Below are 23,094 nucleotides of genomic sequence, written 5' to 3'. Positions count from 1 at the left end.
AGGCGTGATCGGGATTCATGCCACCGCCCCCGACCGGTCCGGCGGCGGAGGCGTCAGGTGGTCCGCGACGTCGAGGACGTGGCGGCCCGCCATCGACGGGAGGCAGCTGCCGCGGACGGGGCCGATCGCCGACGCCCAGGGCGAGGGGATTGATGACTCGCCGCACAGGGCGCCCGCCAACGCCCCCGCGACCGCAGCCGTCGTGTCCGCGTCGCGGCCCATGTTGACCGCCGTGAGGACCGATTCGCGGAAGTCGCCGCGGGCCACCGCGAACGCGCCGAACGCGAGGCCGACCGCCTCGGGCGCGAGGTCCGTCCACGGGTAGCCGCCGATGACGACGGCCTTGCGGACGGCCCGCTCCATGGAGAGCTGCGTGCCGTCCGGGTCCCGGCGGGCCCGCCGCGCCGTCGAGACCGCCCGGTGCAGGGAGCGCGCCGTCCACGAGTCCTCGGGGACGACCGAGAGCGCCGCCTGCACCACCGCGTCCGGGTTGTGGCTGACCATGGCCGCCGCGACCCCCGCGGCGACCGCGCGGCCGCCGTGGATGCCCTCCCCGTCGTGCGACACCGTGCCGTCGATCGACACCAGGCGGGCCGCCTCCGCGGGGCGGCCCGCCGCGTACACCCCGAAGGGTGCCGCGCGCATCGCGAGGCCGTCGCTCCAGGCGTGCCGGTGCTGGGCGGAGATGGGGGCGGCGAGGCCCCGGCGGAGGTTCTCGAGCGTGCCGCGTTCGCTGAAACCGGCGCCCTTGAAGGGGCCCTCGTCGCGGTCCGCGATCCACGTGTGCCAGGCCCGCTCGACGTGCTCGATGGTGAGGCCCGCGCCGTGCTCGGCGAGCAGGAGGCCGGAGAAGATCGCGTACTCGGTGTCGTCCGTGCCCGCCGGGTCGGCGGAGACGAAGCCCTCGATGCGGCCCCAGCGTTCCCGGATCTGGGACGGCTTCATGTTCTCCGCGGGCGCGCCGAGCGCGTCACCGACGGCGAGGCCGAGGAGCGCCCCGCGGGCGCGGTCCCGCAGGGAGATCGCGGCCGCGGGGGGAGGGTGCGGAACGGTACGGAGTCTGCGTGGCTGTGCCGGTCCTCCCGAAGGAGGGTCCGGTTCGACGCTGACGCTCATGGTGTGTTCGTGCTCATCTCTGGGGTTGTGCTGGTGCTGGTGGTACCTCGGGTGTTCAGCGTTGGTAGCGGTTCAGGATCAGATTGCCGTCGTCCGCCAGGCGTTTGCGCAGCTCTGTTACGCCGAACGCGCCGTTGTAGTACTCCTGGAAGGCCGGAGTGGCGATCTTGTCCTTCCATTCGGCGTAGCCCCGCACCCCGAGCACCGGGGAGGGGCGCAGGGACGCGGCCATCTCGGAGCCGGTCCGCCAGCCGTACTTCTCGGTGGTGAGGGACGGGTCCTCGAGCGCCTTGCGGCTGGTGGGCAGCAGCCAGTCGCCGCGCGCCAGTTGGACCTGGTGGTCGGCCCGCGTGAGGTAGGCGATGAACCGGGCCGCCGCCTCCTTGTGCGCGCTGTCCTGGGAGACGGACAGGGTCTGCGGGGCGACGCCCTGGGCCAGGCCGCCCGAGCCCGCGGGCATCGGCAGGACGGTCCAGTCGAAGCCCTTGGGGGCCTGCTGCTGGACCTGCTGCCGGAACGAGAAGTTCAGCGGGAGCATGGCGTACTTGCCCGCGAAGAAGCCGGGCAGCGTGTCCGAGCCGGCCATGCCGAGCGCCGACTTGGGTGCGGTGTGCGCCTTGTTGACCTGCCGGTTGATCAGCCGTGCGACGGCCGAGTCGGCGGCGTCGTAGCGGATCTCGTTCTTGCCGTCGCCGTCCTTGTAGAAGATCTTGCCGTCGGTGGACCGCGCCAGGTTCACGGACTGGGTGACGGGCTCCTTCATCGACCAGGCGACCCCGTACTGCTCGGGCTTGCCGTCGCGGTTCTCGTCACGCGTGAGCTTCTTGCTCGCCCGCTCGAACTCGGCCCAGGACCAAGGGTGTTGGACGGTCGGTGTGCGCACGCCCGACTGCTCGAGGAGCTTCTTGTTCACGACCAGTACGCGTGGCTCCTGGAGGAACGGGATGCCGTAGATCTTCTTCCCGTACATCGTCGTGGCCCAGGACGCCTTCGGGATGTCCGCGCGCAGCTCCCGTGGCAGATAGGGGCTCAGGTCGGCGAGGTAGCCGCCGTGCCCGAAGTCGGTGAGGTCGGAGGCGTCGTCGTGGAAGATGTCCGGAGCCTTGCCGCCCTCGAACGAGGTCAGCATCTGGTCGTGGATGCTGTCCCAGACGCCCTGGACGTACTTGACCTTGATCTTGTCGTGGGTGTCGTTCCACTGCTTGACCAGGGCTTTGTTGGCCTCGATGGACTCCTTCTGCCAGGCGAGGCTGAGGAATTCGAGGGTGACCGTGCCGTCCGCCGACTCGGAGTCCGATCCTGACCCGGAGCAGCCGGCGACCAGGGCGAGGCAGAGGGCGGCCGCGGCCGCCGCGGTGGGCTTCCGTACGCGCATCAGCCCTTCACCGCCCCGCTGAGCATGCCGCCGACGAGCCGCCGCTGGAGCAGGGCGAAGAAGACGAGGCTGGGGATCGTCGCGAGGACCGAGGCCGCGGCGAGCGGCCCGAGGTCGGCGACGCCCTCGGCACCGAGGAAGCGGGTGAGGATGACCGACATCGTCTGGTTCTCCGGGGACTTGAGGAGGACGAGGGCGAAGAAGAACTCGTTCCAGGCGGTCACGAAGCTGAACATCAGCGTCGCCACCAGGCCGGGCGCGAGGAGCGGGAGGACCACGCTGGTCAGCGTGCGCAGACGGCCCGCGCCGTCCACCGCCGCGGCCTCCTCCAGGGAGCGCGGCACCGACTTCACGTAGCCCTGGAGCATCCAGAGCGAGAAGGGCAGGTTCCAGACGACGTAGACGATGATCAGGCCGAAGATGCTGTCGATCATCCGCAGGTTCTTCAGGACCAGGAACAGCGGGATGATGACCAGCACGAACGGGAACATCTGGCTGACCAGGATCCAGCCCGTGCCCGCCTGACTGACGCGGCTCCGGTAGCGGACCATGACGTACGAGGCCGGGACCGCGATCGCCACCGAGATCACGGAGGCGCTGACCGCGACGACCAGGCTGTTGAGCGCCGAGCGGAGCAGCGGCTGCGCGTCGAACGCGGCGCGGTAGTTGTCCAGGCTCGGATGCTGCGGCAGCCAGCTCGGGTCGATCGCGCCCAGCTCCTGCGGGGACTTGAAGGACGTCGAGACCAGCCACAGGAACGGGAAGGCCAGGAAGACCATGTAGCAGAGCAGCGCCGCGTACTGGCCGGTGCGGCCCGCCACCCTCGGGAGCGTGCGATTCATGCTCATGCCGCGGCCTCCACGTCTTCCTTGAGCTTCCTGCGGAGGAACAGCGTCAGCAGCACCGCGATCACCGCGACCATCGCCAGGCCCATCGCGGCGGCGTAGCCGAACTGCCCGTACTTGAAGGCCTCTTCGTACGCGAACAGCATCGGCAGCCGTGTCTGTCCGCCGGGCCCGCCCTGCGTCAGCACGTAGACCAGGCCGAACGAGTTGAGGTTCCAGATGAAGTTGAGCGCCGTGATGGCGATGACCACGGGCTTCAGGGCCGGCCAGGTCACTGCCGTGAAGCGGCGCCACAGGCCCGCGCCGTCCAGCTGCGCGGCCTCCCGCAGTTCGATCGGCACGTTCTGCAGCCCGGCGAGGAGGACCACCGTCGTCTGCGGCATGCCCGCCCACACACCGACCACTATCACGGCGGGCAGCGCGTACGTCAGGTCCGCGAGCCAGTCGACGTTCTCGTGGATGATTCCCAGTTGGGTCAGCGTCTTGTTCAGGATGCCCGCGTCCGAGTGGTAGACGAGCCGCCACATGATGCCGACGACGACCTCGGGCATCGCCCACGGGACGAGCGCAAGGGTCCGCGCCAGCCAGCGGAAACGCAGATTCTGGTTGAGCAACAGCGCGAGGCCGAGCGCGAGCACGAACTGCAGTGCCGTCACGCTCACCGCCCACACCAGGCCGATCCTGAACGACTCCCAGAACAGCGAGTCGTGGCGCAGGTCAAGGAAGTTGTCGAGGCCGATGAACCGCGTGGGGGAGGTCCGCCCCGCCTGCGAGTCGGTGAACGCGAGCGAGAGGCCGTACAGGAGCGGGACCACGCTGAGGATCAGGATCGGGATCAGCGCGGGCATCAGCAGGAACCACGCGCCCCGGTCCAGGCCCAGCGCCCGCTTGCGCTGACCCGGCGTACGGGGTGGTGGTGTGCCGCGGCTGCCGGGGACGGCGTTGTCCCGTGGCGCGGTGAGACTCATGGGAATCCTCGATGTCTCAACTGTCGGACGCCGCCGGGCCCGTGGAGGCGCGGACGACGAGGCGGGGAGGGGCGGTGGTGGAGCGGGGAGTGCAGTTCTCGATCGTGCTTCCGGGAGCTTCCGGGGCGTTCAGACGGTGCAGCAGCAGTTCGGCGGCGCGCCGCCCGCGCTCGGTGGAGCCCAGGTCGACGCTGGTCAGTGGCGGCCAGCCGGCCTGCGCGAGCTCGCTGTCGTCCATCCCCGCGACCGCGACGTCCTCGGGGATCCGCAGGCCGCGGGCGTGCAGGGCGCGGGCCGCGCCGAGCGCCAGCTGGTCGTTCGCGCCGAAGACCGCGTCCGGTTTCCGGTCGAGGAGTGATTCGGCGGCCGCGGCCCCGGACTCGATGCCGAAGTCCGTGTGCACGACGAGGTCCGGGTCGTACGGGAGGCCGCAGTCCGCGAGGGCCTTGCGAAAGCCCTCGCCGCGCTTGCGTCCGGGGACCGTGTCGGCGGGGCCGTTGACGAAGGCGATGCGGCGGCGTCCCGTCCCGTACAGATGGCGCACGGCGAGCGCGACGCCCTCGACGGAGTCGGCGCGCACGCTGTCGACCGGGACACCGCCGGGCAGCGAGCCGATGACGACGACCGGGCCCGAGGCCGAGCGCAGCGCGTCCACATGGGCGTCCGTGATGCGGATGGGGCACAGGATGAGGCCGTCGCTGGTGCGGTCGCCGAGGCTGCGCAGGACGGCGAGTTCGTCCTCGGCGACGGCATCCGTGGAGTGCAGCAGGAGGCGGTACCCGGCGGCCTTCGCGACGGACTGGATGGCGCGGACCATCGCCACGTAGACCGGGTTGCCGATGTCGGGCATCGCGAAGGTGAGCTGGCGGGTGCGGCCGTCCTTGAGGGAGCGGGCCACCGCGTTGGGCACATAGCCGAGTTCGGTGGCGGCGCGCTCGACCTTCTCGACGGTCTCTGCGCGGGCCCCGATCCCGTTGAGCACGCGGGAGACGGACGCGATGGAGACCCCGGCGCGCTCGGCGATGGAGATGATCGTCGGCTGTGGCACCGCGTTCCGCCCCCTCTTCTGTAAACGTTTTCCGTCGCTGGAAACGTTTACGGATGTTGCTCCCTCGTTTCCGGCCCGTCAACGCGCGTTTCCTGTGATCCAGGTCACTGGGCGCTTCGGGAAGGTGGAGGTCAGCGCGTTGCGCAGGGCGCAAAACCGCAGGTAAGTACGGCCTTCCTTGCTGGCAGGGCCGATTTTTCGCGCGTACTTTCGGACTCGTAGCAACACCAGTCACAGGGGAGCGGGGTTCACGAGCATGGCCATCATCGAGACCGGGGCAGATCTGCACGACGCCCACCGGGACAACCACACGCACCGTGATGTCAACGGTGGCTGGCTGCGCCCCGCGGTCTTCGGCGCGATGGACGGGCTCGTCTCCAACTTCGCGCTCATGGCGGGCGTCGCGGGCGGCGCCGTCTCGCAGCAGACGATCATCATCACCGGCCTGTCGGGCCTCGCCGCCGGAGCCTTCTCCATGGCCGCCGGCGAGTACACCTCCGTCGCCTCCCAGCGCGAGCTGGTCGAGGCCGAACTCGACGTCGAGCGCCGTGAGTTGAGGAAGCACCCGGCCGACGAGGAGAAGGAGCTCGCGGAGCTGTACGTCTCCCGCGGCGTCGAGCCCGAGCTCGCGCACGAGGTCGCCAAGCAGCTCTCGCGCGACCCCGAGCAGGCCCTGGAGATACACGCGCGCGAGGAGCTGGGCATCGACCCCGGCGATCTGCCCTCGCCGATGGTCGCCGCCGTCTCGTCCTTCGGATCGTTCGCGCTCGGCGCCCTGATCCCGGTGCTGCCCTATCTGCTCGGGGCGAGCGCGCTGTGGCCCGCCGTCCTCCTCGCGCTCGTCGGGCTCTTCGCCTGTGGGGCGGTCGTGGCCAAGGTGACGGCGCGTTCCTGGTGGTTCAGCGGGCTGCGGCAGTTGGCTCTCGGTGGCGCCGCGGCGGGTGTGACGTATCTCCTGGGGAGCATCTTCGGGACTTTTGCTGGTTGACGGGTCGCGGCCGTGGCCTGAAGATGCCTATACAGCGCCTTGCATAAGTAGTCGTTACCGCGCGGTTTCGATTACTTGACCACGGGGCATGAGCCGTAAGCGCTGGGGGCAATGAGGCCCGCGGCGCACGCCAGCACCACCCCGGCCATCGGTCATCGATCCGCCCGCTGAGGCCTCTCCCGCCGCCACCCGCGGTGTCCGCATGTTGGAACGCAGTATCCGGTTCCCGAGAACCGACCCATCATGTAATCTGCACGAAATTTTTTGAGCTGCACTTCTCCGCAGAGGGCCAACGTCGTCCCTCGGCACGTACCTTGCCACGACGACGACGGGAGAGCCGATGCGTACCTCGCGCCAGCCGTCCCAGCATTCCCACAGCGGCCAGACCTGGTCGCACATGGATGCTCGCCCTGCTGCCCAGGGCATGTACGACCCGCGTAACGAGCACGACGCCTGTGGCGTCGGGTTCGTGGCCACCCTCACCGGCGAGGCGAGCCACACGCTGGTCGAGCAGGCGCTGACCGTCCTGCGAAACCTGGAGCACCGCGGTGCCACCGGCTCCGAGCCCGACTCGGGCGACGGCGCGGGCATCCTGTCCCAGGTTCCGGACGCCTTCCTGCGCGAGGTGGTCGACTTCGACCTCCCCGAGGCCGGTGCGTACGCCGTCGGTATCGCCTTCCTGCCCGAAGAGGGCACCGAGGAGTTCGTCTCGAAGATCGAGACGATCGCCGCCGAAGAGGGCCTGAACGTCCTCGGCTGGCGCGAGGTCCCGGTCGCCCCGCAGCTGCTCGGCTCGATGGCCCGCTCGACGATGCCGATTTTCCGCCAGGTGTTCGTCGCGGACGGCACCTCGAAGGACATCGCGCTCGACCGCAAGGCGTTCGTGCTGCGCAAGCGCGCCGAGCGCGAGGCCGACGTGTACTTCCCGTCGCTCTCCGCGCGCACGATCGTCTACAAGGGCATGCTGACCACCGGCCAGCTGGAGCCCTTCTTCCCGGACCTGTCCGACCGCCGCTTCGCGTCCGCGATCGCGCTCGTGCACTCCCGGTTCTCCACGAACACCTTCCCGTCGTGGCCGCTCGCGCACCCCTACCGCTTCGTCGCCCACAACGGTGAGATCAACACCGTCAAGGGCAACCGCAACTGGATGCGCGCCCGCGAGTCCCAGCTCGGCTCCGACCTCTTCGGGGGTTCGGAGAACCTGGAGCGGATCTTCCCGGTCTGTACGCCGGACGCCTCCGACTCCGCCTCCTTCGACGAGGTCCTGGAGCTGCTGCACCTCGGCGGCCGTTCGCTGCCGCACAGCGTCCTGATGATGATTCCGGAGGCCTGGGAGAACCACGCCTCCATGGACCCGGCCCGGCGCGCCTTCTACCAGTACCACTCCAACCTCATGGAGCCCTGGGACGGCCCGGCCTGTGTCACCTTCACCGACGGTACCCAGGTCGGCGCCGTTCTCGACCGCAACGGTCTGCGGCCAGGGCGTTACTGGGTGACCGACGACGGCCTCGTCGTCCTCGGCTCCGAGGTCGGCGTCCTCGACATCGACCCGGCGAAGGTCGTCAAGAAGGGCCGTCTGCAGCCCGGCCGGATGTTCCTCGTGGACACCGCCGAGCACCGCATCATCGAGGACGACGAGATCAAGTCCGCCCTCGCCGCCGAGCACCCCTACGAGGAGTGGCTCGAGGCCGGCGAGATCGAGCTCTCCGACCTCCCCGAGCGCGAGCACATCGTGCACACGCACGCCTCCGTCACGCGCCGCCAGCAGACCTTCGGCTACACCGAGGAGGAGCTCCGCATCCTCGTCGCGCCGATGGCCAAGGCCGGCGCCGAGCCGATCGGCTCGATGGGCACGGACACCCCGATCGCGGCCCTGTCCGCCCGCCCGCGGCTGCTCTTCGACTACTTCACGCAGCTGTTCGCGCAGGTCACCAACCCGCCGCTGGACGCCATCCGCGAGGAGCTCGTCACCTCGCTGCGCTCCCCGCTGGGCCCCGGCAGCAACCTGCTCGAGCCCACGGCCGCCACGTGCCGCGCGGTCACCCTGCCCTTCCCGGTGATCGACAACGACGAGCTCGCCAAGCTCATCCACATCAACGCCGACGGCGACATGCCCGGCATGAAGGCCGTGACCCTGTCCGGCCTGTACCGGGTCTCCGGCGGTGGCGACTCGCTGGCCGCCCGGATCGACGAGATCTGCGCCGAGGCCGACGCCGCCCTCGAGGCCGGCGCCCGCCTGATCGTGCTCTCCGACCGGCACTCCGACGCCGAGCACGCGCCGATCCCCTCGCTGCTGCTCACCGCGGCCGTCCACCACCACCTCATCCGTACGAAGAAGCGCACCCAGGTGGGCCTCCTCGTCGAGGCCGGTGACGTGCGCGAGGTCCACCACGTCGCCCTGCTCATCGGATTCGGTGCCGCGGCGGTCAACCCGTACCTCGCCATGGAGTCGGTCGAGGACCTGGTCCGCGCCGGCACCTTCCTCAAGGCCGACGAGGTGGGCTCGGCCGAGGACGCGATCCGGAACCTGATCTACGCGCTCGGCAAGGGCGTCCTCAAGGTCATGTCCAAGATGGGCATCTCGACCGTCGCCTCCTACCGCGGCGCCCAGGTCTTCGAGGCCGTCGGCCTCGACGAGGCCTTCGTCGAGAAGTACTTCAACGGCACCACCACCAAGATCGGCGGCGCCGACCTCGGCGTCATCGCCGAGGAGGTCGCCGCCCGGCACGCCAAGGCGTACCCCGCCTCCGGCATCGCGCCCGCGCACCGCGCGCTCGACATCGGCGGCGAGTACCAGTGGCGCCGCGAGGGCGAGCCGCACCTGTTCGACCCGGAGACCGTCTTCCGCCTGCAGCACGCCACGCGCTCGGGCAGCTACGACATCTTCAAGAAGTACACGGACCGCGTGAACGAGCAGTCCGAGCGGCTGATGACGCTGCGCGGCCTGTTCAACTTCAAGTCCGAGGGCCGCACCCCGATCTCCATCGACGAGGTCGAGCCGGCCTCCGAGATCGTCAAGCGCTTCTCGACCGGCGCCATGTCGTACGGCTCCATCTCGCGCGAGGCCCACGAGACCCTCGCCATCGCCATGAACCAGCTGGGCGGCAAGTCCAACACCGGTGAGGGCGGCGAGGACCCGGAGCGCCTGTACGACCCGGCGCGCCGCTCGTCGATCAAGCAGGTCGCCTCCGGCCGCTTCGGCGTGACCAGCGAATACCTGGTCAACTCCGACGACATCCAGATCAAGATGGCCCAGGGCGCCAAGCCCGGCGAGGGCGGCCAGCTGCCCGGCCACAAGGTCTACCCGTGGGTCGCCAAGACGCGTCACTCAACGCCGGGCGTGGGCCTCATCTCCCCGCCGCCGCACCACGACATCTACTCCATCGAGGACCTGGCTCAGCTGATCCACGACCTCAAGAACGCCAACCCGCAGGCCCGCATCCACGTGAAGCTGGTCTCCGAGGTCGGCGTGGGTACGGTCGCGGCCGGTGTGTCCAAGGCGCACGCGGACGTCGTCCTGATCTCCGGCCACGACGGCGGCACGGGCGCATCCCCGCTCACCTCGCTCAAGCACGCCGGTGGTCCCTGGGAGCTCGGCCTCGCCGAGACCCAGCAGACGCTGCTGCTCAACGGCCTGCGCGACCGCATCGTCGTCCAGACCGACGGCCAGCTGAAGACCGGCCGTGACGTGCTGATCGCCGCGCTGCTCGGCGCCGAGGAGTTCGGTTTCGCGACCGCGCCGCTCGTCGTCTCCGGCTGCGTCATGATGCGCGTCTGCCACCTGGACACCTGCCCGGTCGGCATCGCCACGCAGAACCCGACGCTGCGCGAGCGCTTCTCCGGCAAGGCCGAGTACATCGTCAACTTCTTCAAGTTCATCGCCGAAGAGGTCCGCGAGCTGCTCGCCGAGATGGGCTTCCGCTCCATCGAGGAGGCCGTCGGTCACGCCGAACTCCTCGACACCGAGCGGGCCGTGAACCACTGGAAGGCGCAGGGCCTCGACCTGGAGCCGCTGTTCCACGTGCCCGAGCTGCCCGCGGGCGCCGTCCGGCACCGGATCATCGAGCAGGACCACGGTCTGGAGAAGGCGCTCGACAACGAGCTGATCAAGCTCGCCGCCGACGCCCTCGCCGCCAACGACCAGACGGACGCCCAGCCGGTCCGCGCCCAGGTCGCCATCCGCAACATCAACCGCACGGTCGGCACCATGCTCGGCCACGAGGTGACGAAGAAGTTCGGTGGCGCGGGCCTGCCCGACGACACCATCGACATCACCTTCACGGGCTCCGCGGGCCAGTCCTTCGGCGCGTTCGTCCCGCGCGGTGTGACGCTCCGGCTCGAAGGCGACGCCAACGACTACGTCGGCAAGGGCCTCTCGGGCGGCCGCATCGTGGTCCGCCCGGACCGCGGCGCCGACCACCTCGCCGAGTACTCGACGATCGCCGGCAACACCATCGCGTACGGCGCGACGGGCGGCGAGCTGTTCCTGCGCGGCCGCACCGGCGAGCGCTTCTGCGTCCGCAACTCCGGTGCCACGGTCGTCTCGGAGGGCGTGGGCGACCACGGCTGCGAGTACATGACCGGCGGCCACGCGGTGATCCTCGGCGAGACGGGCCGCAACTTCGCGGCCGGTATGTCGGGCGGCATCGCGTACGTCATCGACATGGACCCGGACAACCTCAACGCCGGGAACAAGTCGGCCGTCGAGCCCCTCGACGACACCGACAAGCAGTGGCTGCACGACGTGGTGCGCCGGCACGCCGAGGAGACCGGTTCGACGGTCGCCGAGAAGCTGCTCGTCGACTGGGACGCCTCGGTGGCCCGGTTCACCAAGATCATCCCCAGCACGTACAAGGCAGTGCTCGCCGCCAAGGACGCCGCCGAGCGAGACGGTCTCTCCGAGACCGAGATCACCGAGAAGATGATGGAGGCGGCGACCAATGGCTGATCCCAAGGGCTTTCTCAACCATGGCCGCGAGGTCGCGCAGACCCGCCCGGTCGAGGAGCGCGTCAAGGACTGGAACGAGGTCTACGTTCCCGGGTCCCTGCTGCCCATCATCAGCAAGCAGGCGTCCCGCTGCATGGACTGCGGCATCCCGTTCTGTCACAACGGCTGCCCGCTGGGGAACCTGATCCCCGAGTGGAACGACTACGCGTACCGCGAGGACTGGTCGGCCGCGCAGGAGCGCCTGCACGCGACCAACAACTTCCCGGAGTTCACCGGTCGTCTCTGCCCGGCCCCCTGTGAGTCGGCGTGCGTGCTCGGCATCAACCAGCCGGCCGTGACCATCAAGAACGTCGAGGTCTCGATCATCGACCAGGCGTGGGACCGGGGCGACGTCGCCCCGCAGATCCCGGAGCGCCTGTCGGGCAAGACCGTCGCCGTCATCGGCTCGGGGCCGGCGGGACTCGCCGCCGCCCAGCAGCTGACGCGGGCCGGTCACACGGTCGCCGTCTACGAGCGCGCCGACCGCATCGGCGGCCTGCTCCGCTACGGCATCCCCGAGTTCAAGATGGAGAAGCGCCACATCAACCGCCGCATCGAGCAGATGCGCGCGGAGGGCACCAAGTTCCGCACCGGTGTGGAGGTCGGCCGCGACATCGACGCGGCGGGCCTGCGCAAGCGCTACGACGCGGTCGTCGTCGCGGCGGGCGCCACGGTCTCCCGTGACCTGCCGGTCCCGGGCCGTGAGCTCAACGGCATCCACTACGCGATGGAGTACCTGCCCCTTTCCAACAAGGTGCAGGAGGGCGACTACGTCCAGCCGCCCATCACCGCCGAGGGCAAGCACGTCGTCGTGATCGGCGGCGGTGACACCGGCGCCGACTGCGTGGGCACCGCCCACCGTCAGGGCGCCGCCTCGGTGACGCAGCTGGAGATCATGCCGCAGCCGAACGAGGAGCGGAACACGACCACGCAGCCGTGGCCGACGTTCCCGATGCTCTACAAGGTCACCTCCGCGCACGAGGAGGGCGGCGAGCGCATCTACTCGGCGGGCACCACCCACTTCGAGGGCGACGAGGACGGCAACGTCCAGTGGCTGCACCTCTCCGAGGTCGAGTTCGTCGACGGCAAGCTCGTCAACAAGCCCGGCACGGAGCGCAAGATCCCGGCGCAGCTGGTCACCCTCGCGATGGGCTTCACGGGCACGGACCAGGAGAACGGTCTGGTCTCGCAGTTCGGCCTGGACCTCGACGCGCGCGGCAACGTCGCCCGCGACGACGAGTTCCAGACCAACGTGCCGGGTGTGTTCGTGGCGGGCGACGCCGGCCGCGGCCAGTCGTTGATCGTGTGGGCCATCGCGGAGGGCCGCTCGGCCGCGCGTGGTGTCGACCGGTTCCTGACCGGGGCGTCGGAGCTGCCCGCTCCGATCCGCCCGACGGACCGCGCGCTGGCCGTGTGATCCGCACGGCCTGACAGGCCGTCAAGATACGTCCCGTACAACGGCGTACGGAACAGAGCGCGACGCTCGCCCTACAGTCCCCGACCGGACGCCTGGGCGGGCGTCGCGGTGCGTTCAGCCCGGGATGCGGAACGTCTCGCCGTAGACCTTCCACGTCAGCGGGGTCTTCAGGGACAGGTTGCCGTCGTAGAGGAACTGGCGCTGGGCCGTGTCGATGCGGGTGGTGTCGCGGTCGGGGTTCTTCGCCTTCATCGCCTTGCGGCGCTGGTCGAGGAAGATGTCGAGGTACGCCTTCTCCTGGCCGCCCTGCGACGGGGTGTCGGCCTCCTTGAGGGCCGCCTCGCGCAGGCCGTAGAAGCCGTGCGGGCCCGTGCCGGGGCCGTGCAGGACCATCGCGTCGTAGTAGATGAACTGGCCGAGCGTGCCCAGGCCGTCGAGCTTGGCGAGGCGGACCGCCGGGTCGAAGTAGCCGCGGTCGCGCTCCTTCTCCTGGATGTCGCGGAAGGCCTTGTGGCCGGCCTCCTTCTTCCACGCCGTGGTGAAGCCGGGGTCGAGGCCCTCGTGGGAGTCCGTGCCGTCGACCTTGCGCAGGGCGGGGAGGTAGCGGGCCAGGCCGTTGTCCGGGTGGGACTTCGTGTAGCGCTCGACCAGGGTCAGCAGGTCGTGGGTGCCGGTGCAGAAGCCGATGATGCCGGCGGTGTAGCCCTGGCCGTCGTCGATGTCCTCGATGTAGCCGTACTGGCCGCGCCAGTCGAGCGTCGAGTTCTCGGCGCTGGCGACGATCTGCTGGGCCAACTCCTTCTTCTCCGGGGCGGCGAGGCCGGGCGGCAGGTTCGCGATGGCCTTGTCGTCGGCCTTGCGCTCCGCTTCGGACTGGTTGCCGGGGTGGGCCGGGGCGGAGGCGGTGGGCCGGGCGCGTGGGGCCGGGTCGTCGTCGGGTGACAGGAGGTACACGGCGGCGGTGGCCACGGGGGCCACGGCGACGAAGGAGAGGAGCAGGCAGCCCGCGCGTTTCATGCGCCACAGATTAGGCGAGCGTGTGTGCGACTCGGCGACCGGTGCCGTGGTTGCGGCCTCGGGGCTCCGCCCCGGCCCCCGCGCCTCAAGCGCCGGCGGGGCTTCAAAAGATCGGGGCTCCGCCCCGGACCCCGCTGCTCAATCGCCGCAGGGGCTTGATTTGCCCACCCGTCACGGGGGCTTGAGTGACCCACCAGGCGCAGGGGCCTGATGCCGCCCGCCATCCCGCAGGTGGCGGCCAAGCCTCTGTCTGCGTCCGCCGCCCATCTCCCACCACCCGCCCCCTCCGGGGGCGTCGGTCTCGCGGGGCGCCGGGGGTCGCAACCGCCTTGGGCAGTCTGCCGCCTTGGGCGGCAGGGTGGGCAAGGCGGCCCCCGGTGCCGCGTAAGCGGGGCGTCGGGGCTACGCCACGATCAGGGTTCGGCACGCCGACGGGGTGCCCCACGTGTCCCGCAATGGGCGGGCCTTGCGGAGCCAGAGGGACAGGTCGAGCTCCTCCGTGTAGCCCACCGCGCCGTGGAGCTGGAGCGCCGCGCGGGCCGCCGCGTAGGCCGCCTCCCCGGTCGCCAGTTTCGCCGCCGCGATGTCCGACGACGTCATCGACAGCGCCGCCCCGAACAGCAGCGGACGGGCGAACTCCAGGCCCACCAGCGCATCCGCGAGCCGATGCTTCACCGCCTGGAAGGAGCCGACCGCGACCCCGAACTGTTCGCGCTGCTTCACGTACTCGACCGTGCGCCGCAACAGCTCCAGGCCCACGCCCAGCGACTGCGCCGCCGTCAGGAACGACGCCATGTCCACCGCCTCCCGGACCCTCGCGCCGCGCGCCACGACCTCGCCGCCCCCGTCCGGCACGAACAACCGCCGCGCCGGATCCGCCGACTCCCGCAGCGGCCCGCGCCCCGCGGCGAGCCGCACCTCGTCACCGTCCACCACGAACACCGCGTCCGCCGAGTCCGCGTCCAACGCATGGGGCCCGGAGGGCACGGTGGCCATCACGTCCCCCGCCGCGATCCTCGGCAACCACTCCTTCGCGGCCTCCGAGCCGCTCAGCAGCGTCGCCACCGCCGCCGTCTCCACGACCGGCCCCGGCACGGCATGGCGGCCCAACTCCACGTAGGACACCGCCATCTCCACCGGCAGCGGGCCCACCCCCTCGTACGCCTCGGGGACGGCGAGCGCGAACACCCCCGCCTCCGCGAGCCGCCCCCACAGCGCCCGCCCGGGGCCCGCGTCGCCGGCCGCCCACGCCCGTATCGCCGCAGGCGTGTCCGCCGCGCCCAGCATCCGGTCGAGCGTGCGGCCGAACTCGGCCTGCTCCGCGTCCAGGAGGAACCTCATCAGCGGCGTCCCTTCGGCAGGCCGAGCAGCCGCTCGGCGATGATGTCGCGCTGGATCTCGTTCGTACCGGCGTAGATGGGCCCCGCGAGCGAGAACGTGTAGCCCTCCGACCATTCGCCGTCCGCCAACTCGCCGTCCGCACCCAGCAGTTCGAGCGCCGTCTCGTGCAGAGCGATGTCGTACTCCGACCAGAACACCTTGTTCAGGCTCGACTCGGCCCCGATCCTCTCGCCCGCCGCGAACCGCGACGCGTTGCCGTACGTGAACAGCCGGTACGCGCGCGCCCCGGCCACCGCGTCCGCCACCCGGTCCCGCAGCGCCGGATCCGCGCCGCGCTTCCGCCACAGCCCGAGCAGCCGGTCGGCGGCGGCGAGGAAGCGGCCGGGGGAGCGGAGCATGAGCCCCCGCTCGTTCCCCGTCGTCGACATCGCGATCCGCCACCCGTTGCCCACCTCGCCGATCACGTCCTCGTCCGGCACGAACACGTCGTCGAGGAACAGTTCGGCGAAGGCCGGCTTGCCGTCGATCCGGCCGATCGGCCGGACCGTGACCCCGGGCGCGCGCAGGTCGAACATCAGGTACGTGAGCCCGTGGTGCGGCTTGGCGGCCTCCGGGTCCGTGCGGAAGATGCCGAAGGCCCGGTCGGCGAACGCGGCCCGCGAGGACCACGTCTTCTGGCCGCGCAGCAGCCACCCGCCGTCCGTGCGCACCGCGCGCGAGCGCAGCGCCGCGAGGTCGGAGCCCGCCTCGGGCTCCGACCAGGCCTGCGCCCAGATCGTCTCGCCGCTCGCCATCGACGGCAGCACGCGCGCCCGCTGTTCGTCCGTGGCGTGGTCGAAGAGGGTCGGGGCGAGGAGGTTGATGCCGTTCTGCGAGACGCGGCCCGGGGCCCCCGCCGCGTAGTACTCCTCCTCGAAGATCAGCCACTTGAAGATGTCCACGCCCCGGCCGCCGAACTCCTCCGGCCACGAGACGACCGACCAGCGGTCCGCGGACAGCTCGGCCTCCCACGCGCGGTGCGCGGCGAAGCCCTCGGCCGTCTCCAGGGAGGGGAGCGGCTCGGCAGGGACGTGCGCCGCGAGCCACGCCCGCGCCTCCTCGCGGAACGCGTCCTGGTCCGGGGTGAACTCCAGGTTCATCGGGCGCCCGCCTCCTTCATGGCGCGGACGTCCATGCCGCCAAGGGAGTCCGCCGCCGTCTCCGCGTTGTGCGCGTGCGCCAGGTGGTGCAGGCCGAAGACCGAGTCCATGCCCGCGTGCAGACCCTGGAGGTCCTCCGCCTGGTTCACCGCGCGCTTGGTCAGCGCGAGCCCGAGCCGTGGCATCTCGCCCACCCGGTCCGCCAGGTCGTGCGTGGCGGCCGACAGCTCGTCCCGGGGCACCACGCGGTTGACCATCCCCACCTCGTACGCCCTGCGCGCGCTCATCCGCTCGCCCGTGAACAGGAACTCCTTGGCGATCCGCGGCGGCATCGCCCACGGGTGCGCGAAGTACTCGACGCCCGGTATCCCCATCCGGACGACCGGGTCGGCGAAGAACGCGTCCTCGCTCGCCACGATCAGGTCGCACACCCAGGCGAGCATCAACCCGCCCGCCACGCAGGCCCCTTGGACCGACGCGACCACCGGCTTCGGCAGCTCGCGCCAGCGCCGGCACATGCCCAGATACACCTCCGACTCGCGCGCGAACCGCGATTCGGCGCCCCGCTTGTCGGAGTGGTCCCACCACAGCCCGGCCCGCCGCTCGAACGGCAGGTGCGCGTCCCGCTCGGGCGTCCCGATGTCGTGCCCCGCGGAGAAGTGCTCGCCCGCGCCCGCGAGCACGACCACTTTCACGTCCTCGTCCTCGGCGGCCCGGTAGAAGGCGGAGTCCAGGGCGTACGTCATCGCCGAGTTCTGCGCGTTGCGGTACTTCGGCCGGTTCATCGTCACATGGGCCACCCGGCCCCTGACCTCGTACAGGACGGGGGTGTCGGGGCCTTCGGTCGCTGCGGACTGCGCTGCTGGCATCGGAAACGTCCTTCCCTAACAAGTGTTTGGTAGGTTAGCTTATGAGCATGGACAGCGTCGAGGACTTCCGGGCCGGTTTCCGTGACTGGCTGGAGCAGGAACTCTCGGGGGAGTACGCCGAGTTGCGGGGCAGCGGCGGCCCGGGCCGCGAGCACGAGGCGTTCGCCGAGCGCCTGGCCTGGGAGCGGCACATGGCGGCGCACGGCTGGACGTGCGTCGGCTGGCCCGAGGAGCACGGCGGGCGGGGCGCGAGCCTCGAGGCGCAGATCGCCCTGCACGAGGAGTACGCGCTGGCGGACGCGCCCGCCCGCGTCAATCACATAGGGGAGCAGCTCCTCGGGCCGACGCTCATCGCGTTCGGCACGGACGAGCACAAGTCGCGTTTCCTGGAGCCGATCCGGCGCGTCGAGGAGCTGTGGTGCCAGGGGTACAGCGAGCCCGGCGCGGGCTCCGACCTCGCGGGCGTCCGCACCCGCGCGCGCCTGAGCGAGGACGGCGCGGAGTGGATCGTCGACGGGCAGAAGACCTGGACGTCGCTGGCGCACGAGGCGCAGTGGTGCTTCGTGCTCGCCCGCACGGAACCGGGTTCGCGGCGGCACGCAGGACTCTCGTACCTGCTCGTGCCGCTCGACCGGCCGGGCGTCGAGGTCCGGCCCATCGTGCAGCTCACCGGGACCAGCGAGTTCAACGAGGTGTTCTTCGACGGCGCCCGCACCCCGGCCTCGTACGTCGTCGGCGACATCGGGGACGGCTGGCGCGTCGCCATGGCCACGCTCGGGTTCGAGCGCGGCATCTCCACCGTCGGCCAGCAGATCGGATTCCGCCGCGAGCTGCAGGAACTGATCGCGCTCGCGGGGAGGAACGGCGCGCTGGACGACCCCCTCCTGCGCGACCGCCTCGCCCGCGCGTGGACGGGACTTCAGGCGATGGCGGCCAACGCGCGGCGCGGCGTCGACCCCTCCGTCGCCAAGCTGTACTGGGCCGCCTGGCACCGCGGCCTCGGCGAGCTGGCGATGGACGTGTGCGGCGCGGCGTCCACCGTCGCGGAGGGCGAGCCCTACGAACTCGACCAGTGGCAGCGGCTCTTCCTCTTCTCCCGCGCCGACACCATCTACGCGGGGTCGGACGAGATCCAGCGCAACATCATCGCCGAGCGGCTGCTCGGCCTGCCGAAAGAGGTGCGCGTATGAGTTCGGTGAGGTCCACGGCTCCCGGATACGTCCCCGGCCACCAGCTGCTCGACGGGCGCAGCGCCGTCATCACCGCGGCCGCGGGCGCCGGGATCGGCGGCGCCACCGCGCGCCGCTTCCTGGAGGAGGGGGCCCGCGTCGTGATCAGCGACGCGCACGCGCGGCGCCTCAAGGAGAGCGAGGAAGCGCTCGCCGCCGAGTTCGGCGCCGAGCGGGTCTCCGCACTCGCCTGCGACGTGACGGACGAGGAGCAGGTGCAGGCCCTCTTCGCGCACACCGCCGAGCGGCACGGCGGACTCGACATCGTCGTCAACAACGCCGGTCTCGGCGGTACTTCGGCGCTCGTCGACATGACCGACGAGCAGTGGACCAAGGTCCTGGACGTCACGTTGAACGGGACGTTCCGCTGTGTCCGGGCCGCCCTGCGCGCCTTCCGCGACTCCGGCCGAGGCGGCGCGATCGTCAACAACGCGTCCGTCATCGGCTGGCGCGCCCAGGCCGGACAGGCGCACTACGCCGCCGCCAAGGCCGGAGTCATGGCCCTGACCAGGACCGCGGCGATAGAGGCGGCGGAGTACGGGGTGCGGGTCAACGCGGTGGCGCCGAGCCTCGCCATGCACCCCCACTTGGTGAAGGTGACGTCCGAGGAGCTGCTCGCCGAGCTGACCGAGAAGGAGGCCTTCGGCCGCTACGCGGAGCCCTGGGAGGTGGCCAACGTGATGGTCTTCCTCGTCTCCGGTTACTCCTCGTACATGACCGGCGAGACCGTCTCCGTCAGCAGCCAGCGCGCATGAGCCCCTCGCCCGAGCGGCGGCGCGAACTCCTCGCCACGGCGGCCGAGGTGTTCGCCGCGCAGGGCTACGACGCCACCACCGTGCGCCGGATCGCCGACGCCGCGGGGATGCTCGCGGGCAGCCTCTACTACCACTTCGACTCGAAGGATTCGATCGTCGAGGAGATCCTGCGCGGCTTCCTCGACGAGCTGTGGGGCCGCTACGACACCGTGCTCGCCGCCGGACACGATCCGCGCGAGACGATGCGGGCCCTGGTCACCGAGTCGTTCCGGGAGATCGACCGGCACGGCCCCGCCGTCGCCATCTACCAGAAGGAGTCGAAGGCGCTCGCGGCCCGGGAGCGGTTCGCGTTCCTCGCCGCCTCGCAGCGCAAGTTCGAGCAGACCTGGCTGACCACCCTCCAGGAAGGGGTGGCGGCCGGGGCCTTCCGCGCCGACCTCGACATCCGGCTCACCTACCGGTTCGTGCGCGACACCGTGTGGGTCGCCGCGTCCTGGTACCGGCCGGGCGGCAGACACAGCCCCGAGGAGATCGCCCGCGAGTACCTGGCGATGGTGCTCGACGGGATAGCCCAGCCCCACCATCCTTAGAAGCGACTGGAGTTGATGCGTCATGGCCGAGGCCTACATCGTCGATGCGGTCCGTACCCCCGTCGGGCGGCGCAAGGGCGGGCTCAGCGCCGTCCACCCCGCCGACCTGGGCGCCCACGTCCTGAAGGAGCTCGTTGCGCGCAGCGGCGTCGACCCGGCCGCCGTCGAGGACGTCGTCTTCGGCTGCCTCGACACCGTCGGCCCGCAGGCCGGCGACATCGCCCGCACCGCGTGGCTCGCCGCCGGGCTTCCCGAGGAGGTGCCGGGCGTCACCGTCGACCGGCAGTGCGGCTCCTCCCAGCAGGCCGTCCACTTCGCGGCGCAGGGCGTGCTCTCCGGCACCCAGGACCTCGTCGTCGCGGGCGGCACGCAGAACATGTCGATGATCCCGATCGCCTTCGCCTCCCGGCAGGCCGCCGAGCCGCTCGGCCTCACCGAGGGCCCCTACCTGGGCAGCGAGGGCTGGCGCGCCCGCTACGGCGACGCGCCGGTCAACCAGTTCCACGGCGCGGAACTCATCGCCGAGAAGTGGGGCATCACGCGGCAGGACCAGGAGCAGTGGGCGCTCCAGTCCCACCAGCGGGCGCTGCGCGCCATCGACGAGGGCCGGTTCGCGAAGGAGACCGTCGCCTACGGGGACGTCACCGTCGACGAGGGCCCGCGCCGGGACACAACCCTGGAGAAGATGGCGGGCCTCAACCCCGTCGTCGAGGGCGGCACCATCACCGCAGCCTGCTCCTCGCAGGTCTCCGACGGGGCGGCGGCCATGCTCCTCGCCTCCGAACAGGCCGTCCGGGAACACGGGTTGACGCCCAGGGCCCGCATCCACCACCTCTCCGTACGCGGCGAGGACCCCATCCGGATGCTGTCCGCGCCGATCCCGGCGACCGCGTACGCGCTGAAGAAGACCGGCCTGAGCATGGACGACATCGACCTCGTCGAGATCAACGAGGCGTTCGCCCCGGTCGTCCTCGCCTGGCTCAAGGAGACCGGCACCGACCCCGAGAAGGTCAACGTGAACGGGGGCGCGATCGCCCTCGGCCACCCCCTCGGCGCCACCGGCAGCAAGCTGATGACGACCCTGCTGCACGAACTGGAGCGCACCGGCGGCCGGTTCGGCCTCCAGACCATGTGCGAGGGCGGCGGCCAGGCCAACGTCACGATCATCGAGCGCCTGTGACGACCCCCGCGGGAGCCGCATCCCGCTGAGCGGGAACAGGCGGTGGAGCGCCGGGTGAGGCCCGGACAGGCTGAGGGCATGACCCGTACTCCTGTTCCTCCCGAGCCCGGCGACGCGCTCGCGCTGAGGCGCCTCGCCGAGAGCTACGCGCTGGCCGTCGACGGGCGGGAACCCGCCCTGCTCGACGCCCAGTTCACCGACGACGGCAGGCTCGTCGCCCACAAGCCCGACGGCACGGTGCTGTGGGAGCGGGCCGGCTCCGCCGAACGCAACAAGCTCTTCGACGAACTCGCCGTCTTCCCGCGCACCTTCCACCAGGTCGGGAACCACGTAGCCGAGCTGACCGGGCCCGAGAGCGCCCGCGCGGTCACGTACAGCCTCGCCCACCATCTCGGTGCCGACGGGGGCGATGTGCGCTGCCTCGTCCGGTACGAGGACGAGTACCGGCGCACCGCGGACGGCTGGCGGATCGCCGCCCGTGCCGTCCTTCCCCAGTGGTACGAGAGGAGCGAGACGCTGTGAGCAGCAACGCTGTTGTGGAGTGGGACGAGACGGTCGACGTGCTGGTCGTCGGCTCCGGCGGCGCCGCCCTGACCGGCGCGTACAGCGCCGCCGCGCGCGGCCTCGACACCCTCGTCGTCGAGAAGACCGAGTACTTCGGCGGGACGACCGCGTACGCCGGGGCCTGTCTGTGGCTGCCCGGCAACCAGGCGCAGGCCCGCGCCGGCGTCGAGGACAGCGCCGAGCTGGCCCGCGCGTACTTCCGGTCCCTGGTCGGCGACACGACGCCGCACGAGGTGCAGGACGCGTACCTCGACGGGGCCGGGCCCACCGTCGAGTTCCTGGAGCGCAGCGCGTTCCTGCGGTTCGAGTACCGGCCGTTCCCCGACTACTACCCGGGCCCCGGCCGCTTCGACGCGGGGCGCGGCGTCTTCCCGGTCCCTCTGGAGCGGCCCGCGGGCGAGCAGCCGCTGCTCGACGCCGTCCGCCCGCCGGCCTGGAGCGAGCGGCTCGGAGTGCCGGCGCCCGAGGGAGCGCTGGAGGACGGGCGCGCGCTCATCGGCCGGCTGCTGCTGGCCCTTGAGTCGGCCGGTGGGCGGGCGCGGACGCGCACCGCGTTCACCGGGCTCGTACAGGACGAGGACGGGCGGGTCGTCGGCGCCGAGGTGCGCGACGCGGAGGGTCGTACGGTCGCGATCCGCGCCCGGCGCGGTGTGCTGCTGGCCGCCGGCGGCTACGAGCGGGACGCCGAACTGCGCCGCGCCTGGGGCAACGGGCCGGGGGCCGACTGGACGATGGGCCCCGAGGGCGGCGGCACGGGCGACGCGCTGCGGGCCGCCCAAGGGCTCGGCGCGGCGACGTCGCTGCTCGGCGAGAGCTGGTGGTGCCCGTCCGTGCTCTTCCCCGACGGCGGGGCGGCGTTCGCGCTCGGCTTCCGCGGCGGCGTCTTCGTCGACGTCGAGGGGCGCAGGTTCGCCAACGAGTGCCTGTCCTACGACCGGATGGGCCGGGCCATGATCGCGGCGGGGGCCGGGGACGCGCCGGACCGCCCCGTGTGGTGGGTGTGGGACGCGCGGCACGGCGAGGAGCCGCCCGGCATCGTGCTCGTCCCGGTCGACCGGGAGTCGTTCGAGGCGGCCGGGGTGTGGAAGAGCGCGGACTCCGTGGAGGCGCTCGCCGAGGCGATCGGGGTGCCGGTGGAGGGCCTCGCGGCCACGGTCGAGACCTTCAACGAGTACGCGGAGAAGGGCCACGACCCGGAGTTCGGCCGCGGCGACGACCCCTACGACCGGTTCTTCGCGGGCGAGGGCGAGGAGGGCGCGCCCAACCCGTGCCTGCTGCCGCTGTCCTCCGGCTCCTTCCACGCGGTGCGGATGGTCCTCGGCGACCTGGGCACGAAGGGCGGCGTCGACACGGACGCCGACGCCCGGGTGCTGCGCGAGGACGGCTCCGCGATCGAGGGCCTCTACGCGGTGGGCAACACGGCGGCGAACGTGACGGGGGCGGTGTACCCGGGCCCCGGCGCGCCCATCGGCACGGGGATGGTCTTCGGGTACCGGGCGGCGCGGCGGATGGCGGGGGGCGGGTGACCTTGGCCGTACGGGTGGGTGGTCGGGGCCGGGCGGCCGGTTGCGCCGCACCGGGACCCGGCGCCCTCCGCACGCGCTGCGCGGCACCGGGCCCCGCAGGCCGCGCCGGCCCCCGCCCGCCTCCCACCCGCCCGCCCCCT

General features: G+C 71.4%; 18 protein-coding genes. 9 read left to right on the top strand and 9 right to left on the bottom strand.

The genetic code is table 11. From position 1 onward, the window contains the following. Positions 1-15: 15 nt before the first annotated feature. Genes ACZ7L4_RS14665 through ACZ7L4_RS14645 form a run of 5 tightly spaced genes read right to left on the bottom strand, consistent with a single transcriptional unit; the run spans position 16 to position 5,352 of the window. A complete protein-coding gene (locus ACZ7L4_RS14665) occupies positions 16-1,116 on the bottom strand; it encodes an ADP-ribosylglycohydrolase family protein (protein WP_472102500.1) in 1,101 nt (366 codons plus the stop codon). A gap of 55 nt (positions 1,117-1,171) precedes the next feature. After that, entirely contained in the window at positions 1,172-2,491 is a 1,320-nt protein-coding gene (locus tag ACZ7L4_RS14660; RefSeq protein WP_472102498.1) for an ABC transporter substrate-binding protein, read from the bottom strand. Continuing rightward, entirely contained in the window at positions 2,491-3,333 is an 843-nt protein-coding gene (locus ACZ7L4_RS14655; RefSeq protein ID WP_472104011.1) for a carbohydrate ABC transporter permease, read from the bottom strand. The genes ACZ7L4_RS14660 and ACZ7L4_RS14655 overlap by 1 nt, the downstream gene beginning before the upstream one ends. Before the next feature lie 2 nt (positions 3,334-3,335). After that, positions 3,336-4,304 (bottom strand): carbohydrate ABC transporter permease, encoded by a 969-nt coding sequence (locus tag ACZ7L4_RS14650; protein ID WP_472102496.1) that lies wholly within the window; start codon positions 4,302-4,304, stop codon positions 3,336-3,338. A gap of 16 nt (positions 4,305-4,320) precedes the next feature. Continuing rightward, entirely contained in the window at positions 4,321-5,352 is a 1,032-nt protein-coding gene (locus ACZ7L4_RS14645; protein WP_472102494.1) for a LacI family DNA-binding transcriptional regulator, read from the bottom strand. Positions 5,353-5,608: 256 nt separating this feature from the next. Here ACZ7L4_RS14645 and ACZ7L4_RS14640 point away from each other — a divergent pair, with 256 nt between their 5' ends. The 3 genes from ACZ7L4_RS14640 (at position 5,609) to ACZ7L4_RS14630 (ending at position 12,744) form a co-directional block, all read left to right on the top strand. Next, the gene (locus tag ACZ7L4_RS14640) at positions 5,609-6,340 is read left to right on the top strand and encodes a VIT1/CCC1 transporter family protein (protein ID WP_472102492.1); all 732 of its coding nucleotides are present in this window, start codon (positions 5,609-5,611) and stop codon (positions 6,338-6,340) included. 340 nt (positions 6,341-6,680) lie between these two features. After that, positions 6,681-11,288 carry a glutamate synthase large subunit gene (gene gltB, locus ACZ7L4_RS14635; protein WP_472102490.1) on the top strand — a complete coding sequence of 1,536 codons (4,608 nt, stop codon included), beginning with the start codon at positions 6,681-6,683 and terminating at the stop codon, positions 11,286-11,288. Beyond that, a complete protein-coding gene (locus ACZ7L4_RS14630) occupies positions 11,281-12,744 on the top strand; it encodes a glutamate synthase subunit beta (RefSeq protein WP_472102488.1) in 1,464 nt (487 codons plus the stop codon). Before gltB ends, ACZ7L4_RS14630 begins: the two co-directional genes overlap by 8 nt. A 114-nt stretch (positions 12,745-12,858) precedes the next feature. Here the strand turns inward: ACZ7L4_RS14630 and ACZ7L4_RS14625 are convergent, their stop codons facing one another. From ACZ7L4_RS14625 to ACZ7L4_RS14610, 4 genes are all read right to left on the bottom strand, one after another. Next, positions 12,859-13,761, bottom strand: coding sequence for a chitosanase (locus ACZ7L4_RS14625; RefSeq protein ID WP_472102486.1), 903 nt, complete (start codon positions 13,759-13,761; stop codon positions 12,859-12,861). Positions 13,762-14,163: 402 nt separating this feature from the next. Continuing rightward, complete coding sequence (locus ACZ7L4_RS14620; RefSeq protein WP_472102484.1) at positions 14,164-15,102, bottom strand: acyl-CoA dehydrogenase family protein; 939 nt, start codon at positions 15,100-15,102, stop codon at positions 14,164-14,166. Beyond that, positions 15,102-16,241 (bottom strand): acyl-CoA dehydrogenase family protein, encoded by a 1,140-nt coding sequence (locus tag ACZ7L4_RS14615; protein ID WP_472102482.1) that lies wholly within the window; start codon positions 16,239-16,241, stop codon positions 15,102-15,104. The genes ACZ7L4_RS14620 and ACZ7L4_RS14615 overlap by 1 nt, the downstream gene beginning before the upstream one ends. Beyond that, entirely contained in the window at positions 16,238-17,110 is an 873-nt protein-coding gene (locus ACZ7L4_RS14610; RefSeq protein WP_472102480.1) for an enoyl-CoA hydratase, read from the bottom strand. Before ACZ7L4_RS14610 ends, ACZ7L4_RS14615 begins: the two co-directional genes overlap by 4 nt. 47 nt (positions 17,111-17,157) lie before the next feature. Between ACZ7L4_RS14610 and ACZ7L4_RS14605 the strand changes: the two genes are divergently transcribed. The 6 genes from ACZ7L4_RS14605 to ACZ7L4_RS14580 all read left to right on the top strand — a co-directional run bounded on the left by ACZ7L4_RS14605 (position 17,158) and on the right by ACZ7L4_RS14580 (position 22,954). After that, positions 17,158-18,300: an acyl-CoA dehydrogenase family protein gene (locus ACZ7L4_RS14605; RefSeq protein WP_472102478.1), complete on the top strand. Its 1,143-nt coding sequence runs from the start codon at positions 17,158-17,160 to the stop codon at positions 18,298-18,300. Then, positions 18,297-19,094: an SDR family oxidoreductase gene (locus tag ACZ7L4_RS14600; RefSeq protein ID WP_472102476.1), complete on the top strand. Its 798-nt coding sequence runs from the start codon at positions 18,297-18,299 to the stop codon at positions 19,092-19,094. Before ACZ7L4_RS14605 ends, ACZ7L4_RS14600 begins: the two co-directional genes overlap by 4 nt. After that, the gene (locus ACZ7L4_RS14595; protein ID WP_472102474.1) at positions 19,091-19,684 is read left to right on the top strand and encodes a TetR/AcrR family transcriptional regulator; all 594 of its coding nucleotides are present in this window, start codon (positions 19,091-19,093) and stop codon (positions 19,682-19,684) included. The genes ACZ7L4_RS14600 and ACZ7L4_RS14595 overlap by 4 nt, the downstream gene beginning before the upstream one ends. A gap of 22 nt (positions 19,685-19,706) precedes the next feature. Next, complete coding sequence (locus ACZ7L4_RS14590; protein WP_385770550.1) at positions 19,707-20,864, top strand: acetyl-CoA C-acetyltransferase; 1,158 nt, start codon at positions 19,707-19,709, stop codon at positions 20,862-20,864. A 78-nt stretch (positions 20,865-20,942) separates the two neighbouring features. Then, positions 20,943-21,386, top strand: a complete 444-nt coding sequence (locus ACZ7L4_RS14585) for a nuclear transport factor 2 family protein (RefSeq protein WP_472102472.1) — start codon at positions 20,943-20,945, stop codon at positions 21,384-21,386. After that, positions 21,383-22,954: an FAD-dependent oxidoreductase gene (locus ACZ7L4_RS14580; RefSeq protein WP_472102471.1), complete on the top strand. Its 1,572-nt coding sequence runs from the start codon at positions 21,383-21,385 to the stop codon at positions 22,952-22,954. The genes ACZ7L4_RS14585 and ACZ7L4_RS14580 overlap by 4 nt, the downstream gene beginning before the upstream one ends. Positions 22,955-23,094: the final 140 nt, after the last annotated feature.

Source organism: Streptomyces sp. NPDC107575 (genome assembly GCF_055657265.1).
Note: the sequence above shows the minus strand (reverse complement) of the source record. Positions and strands in the feature narration are given on the sequence as shown.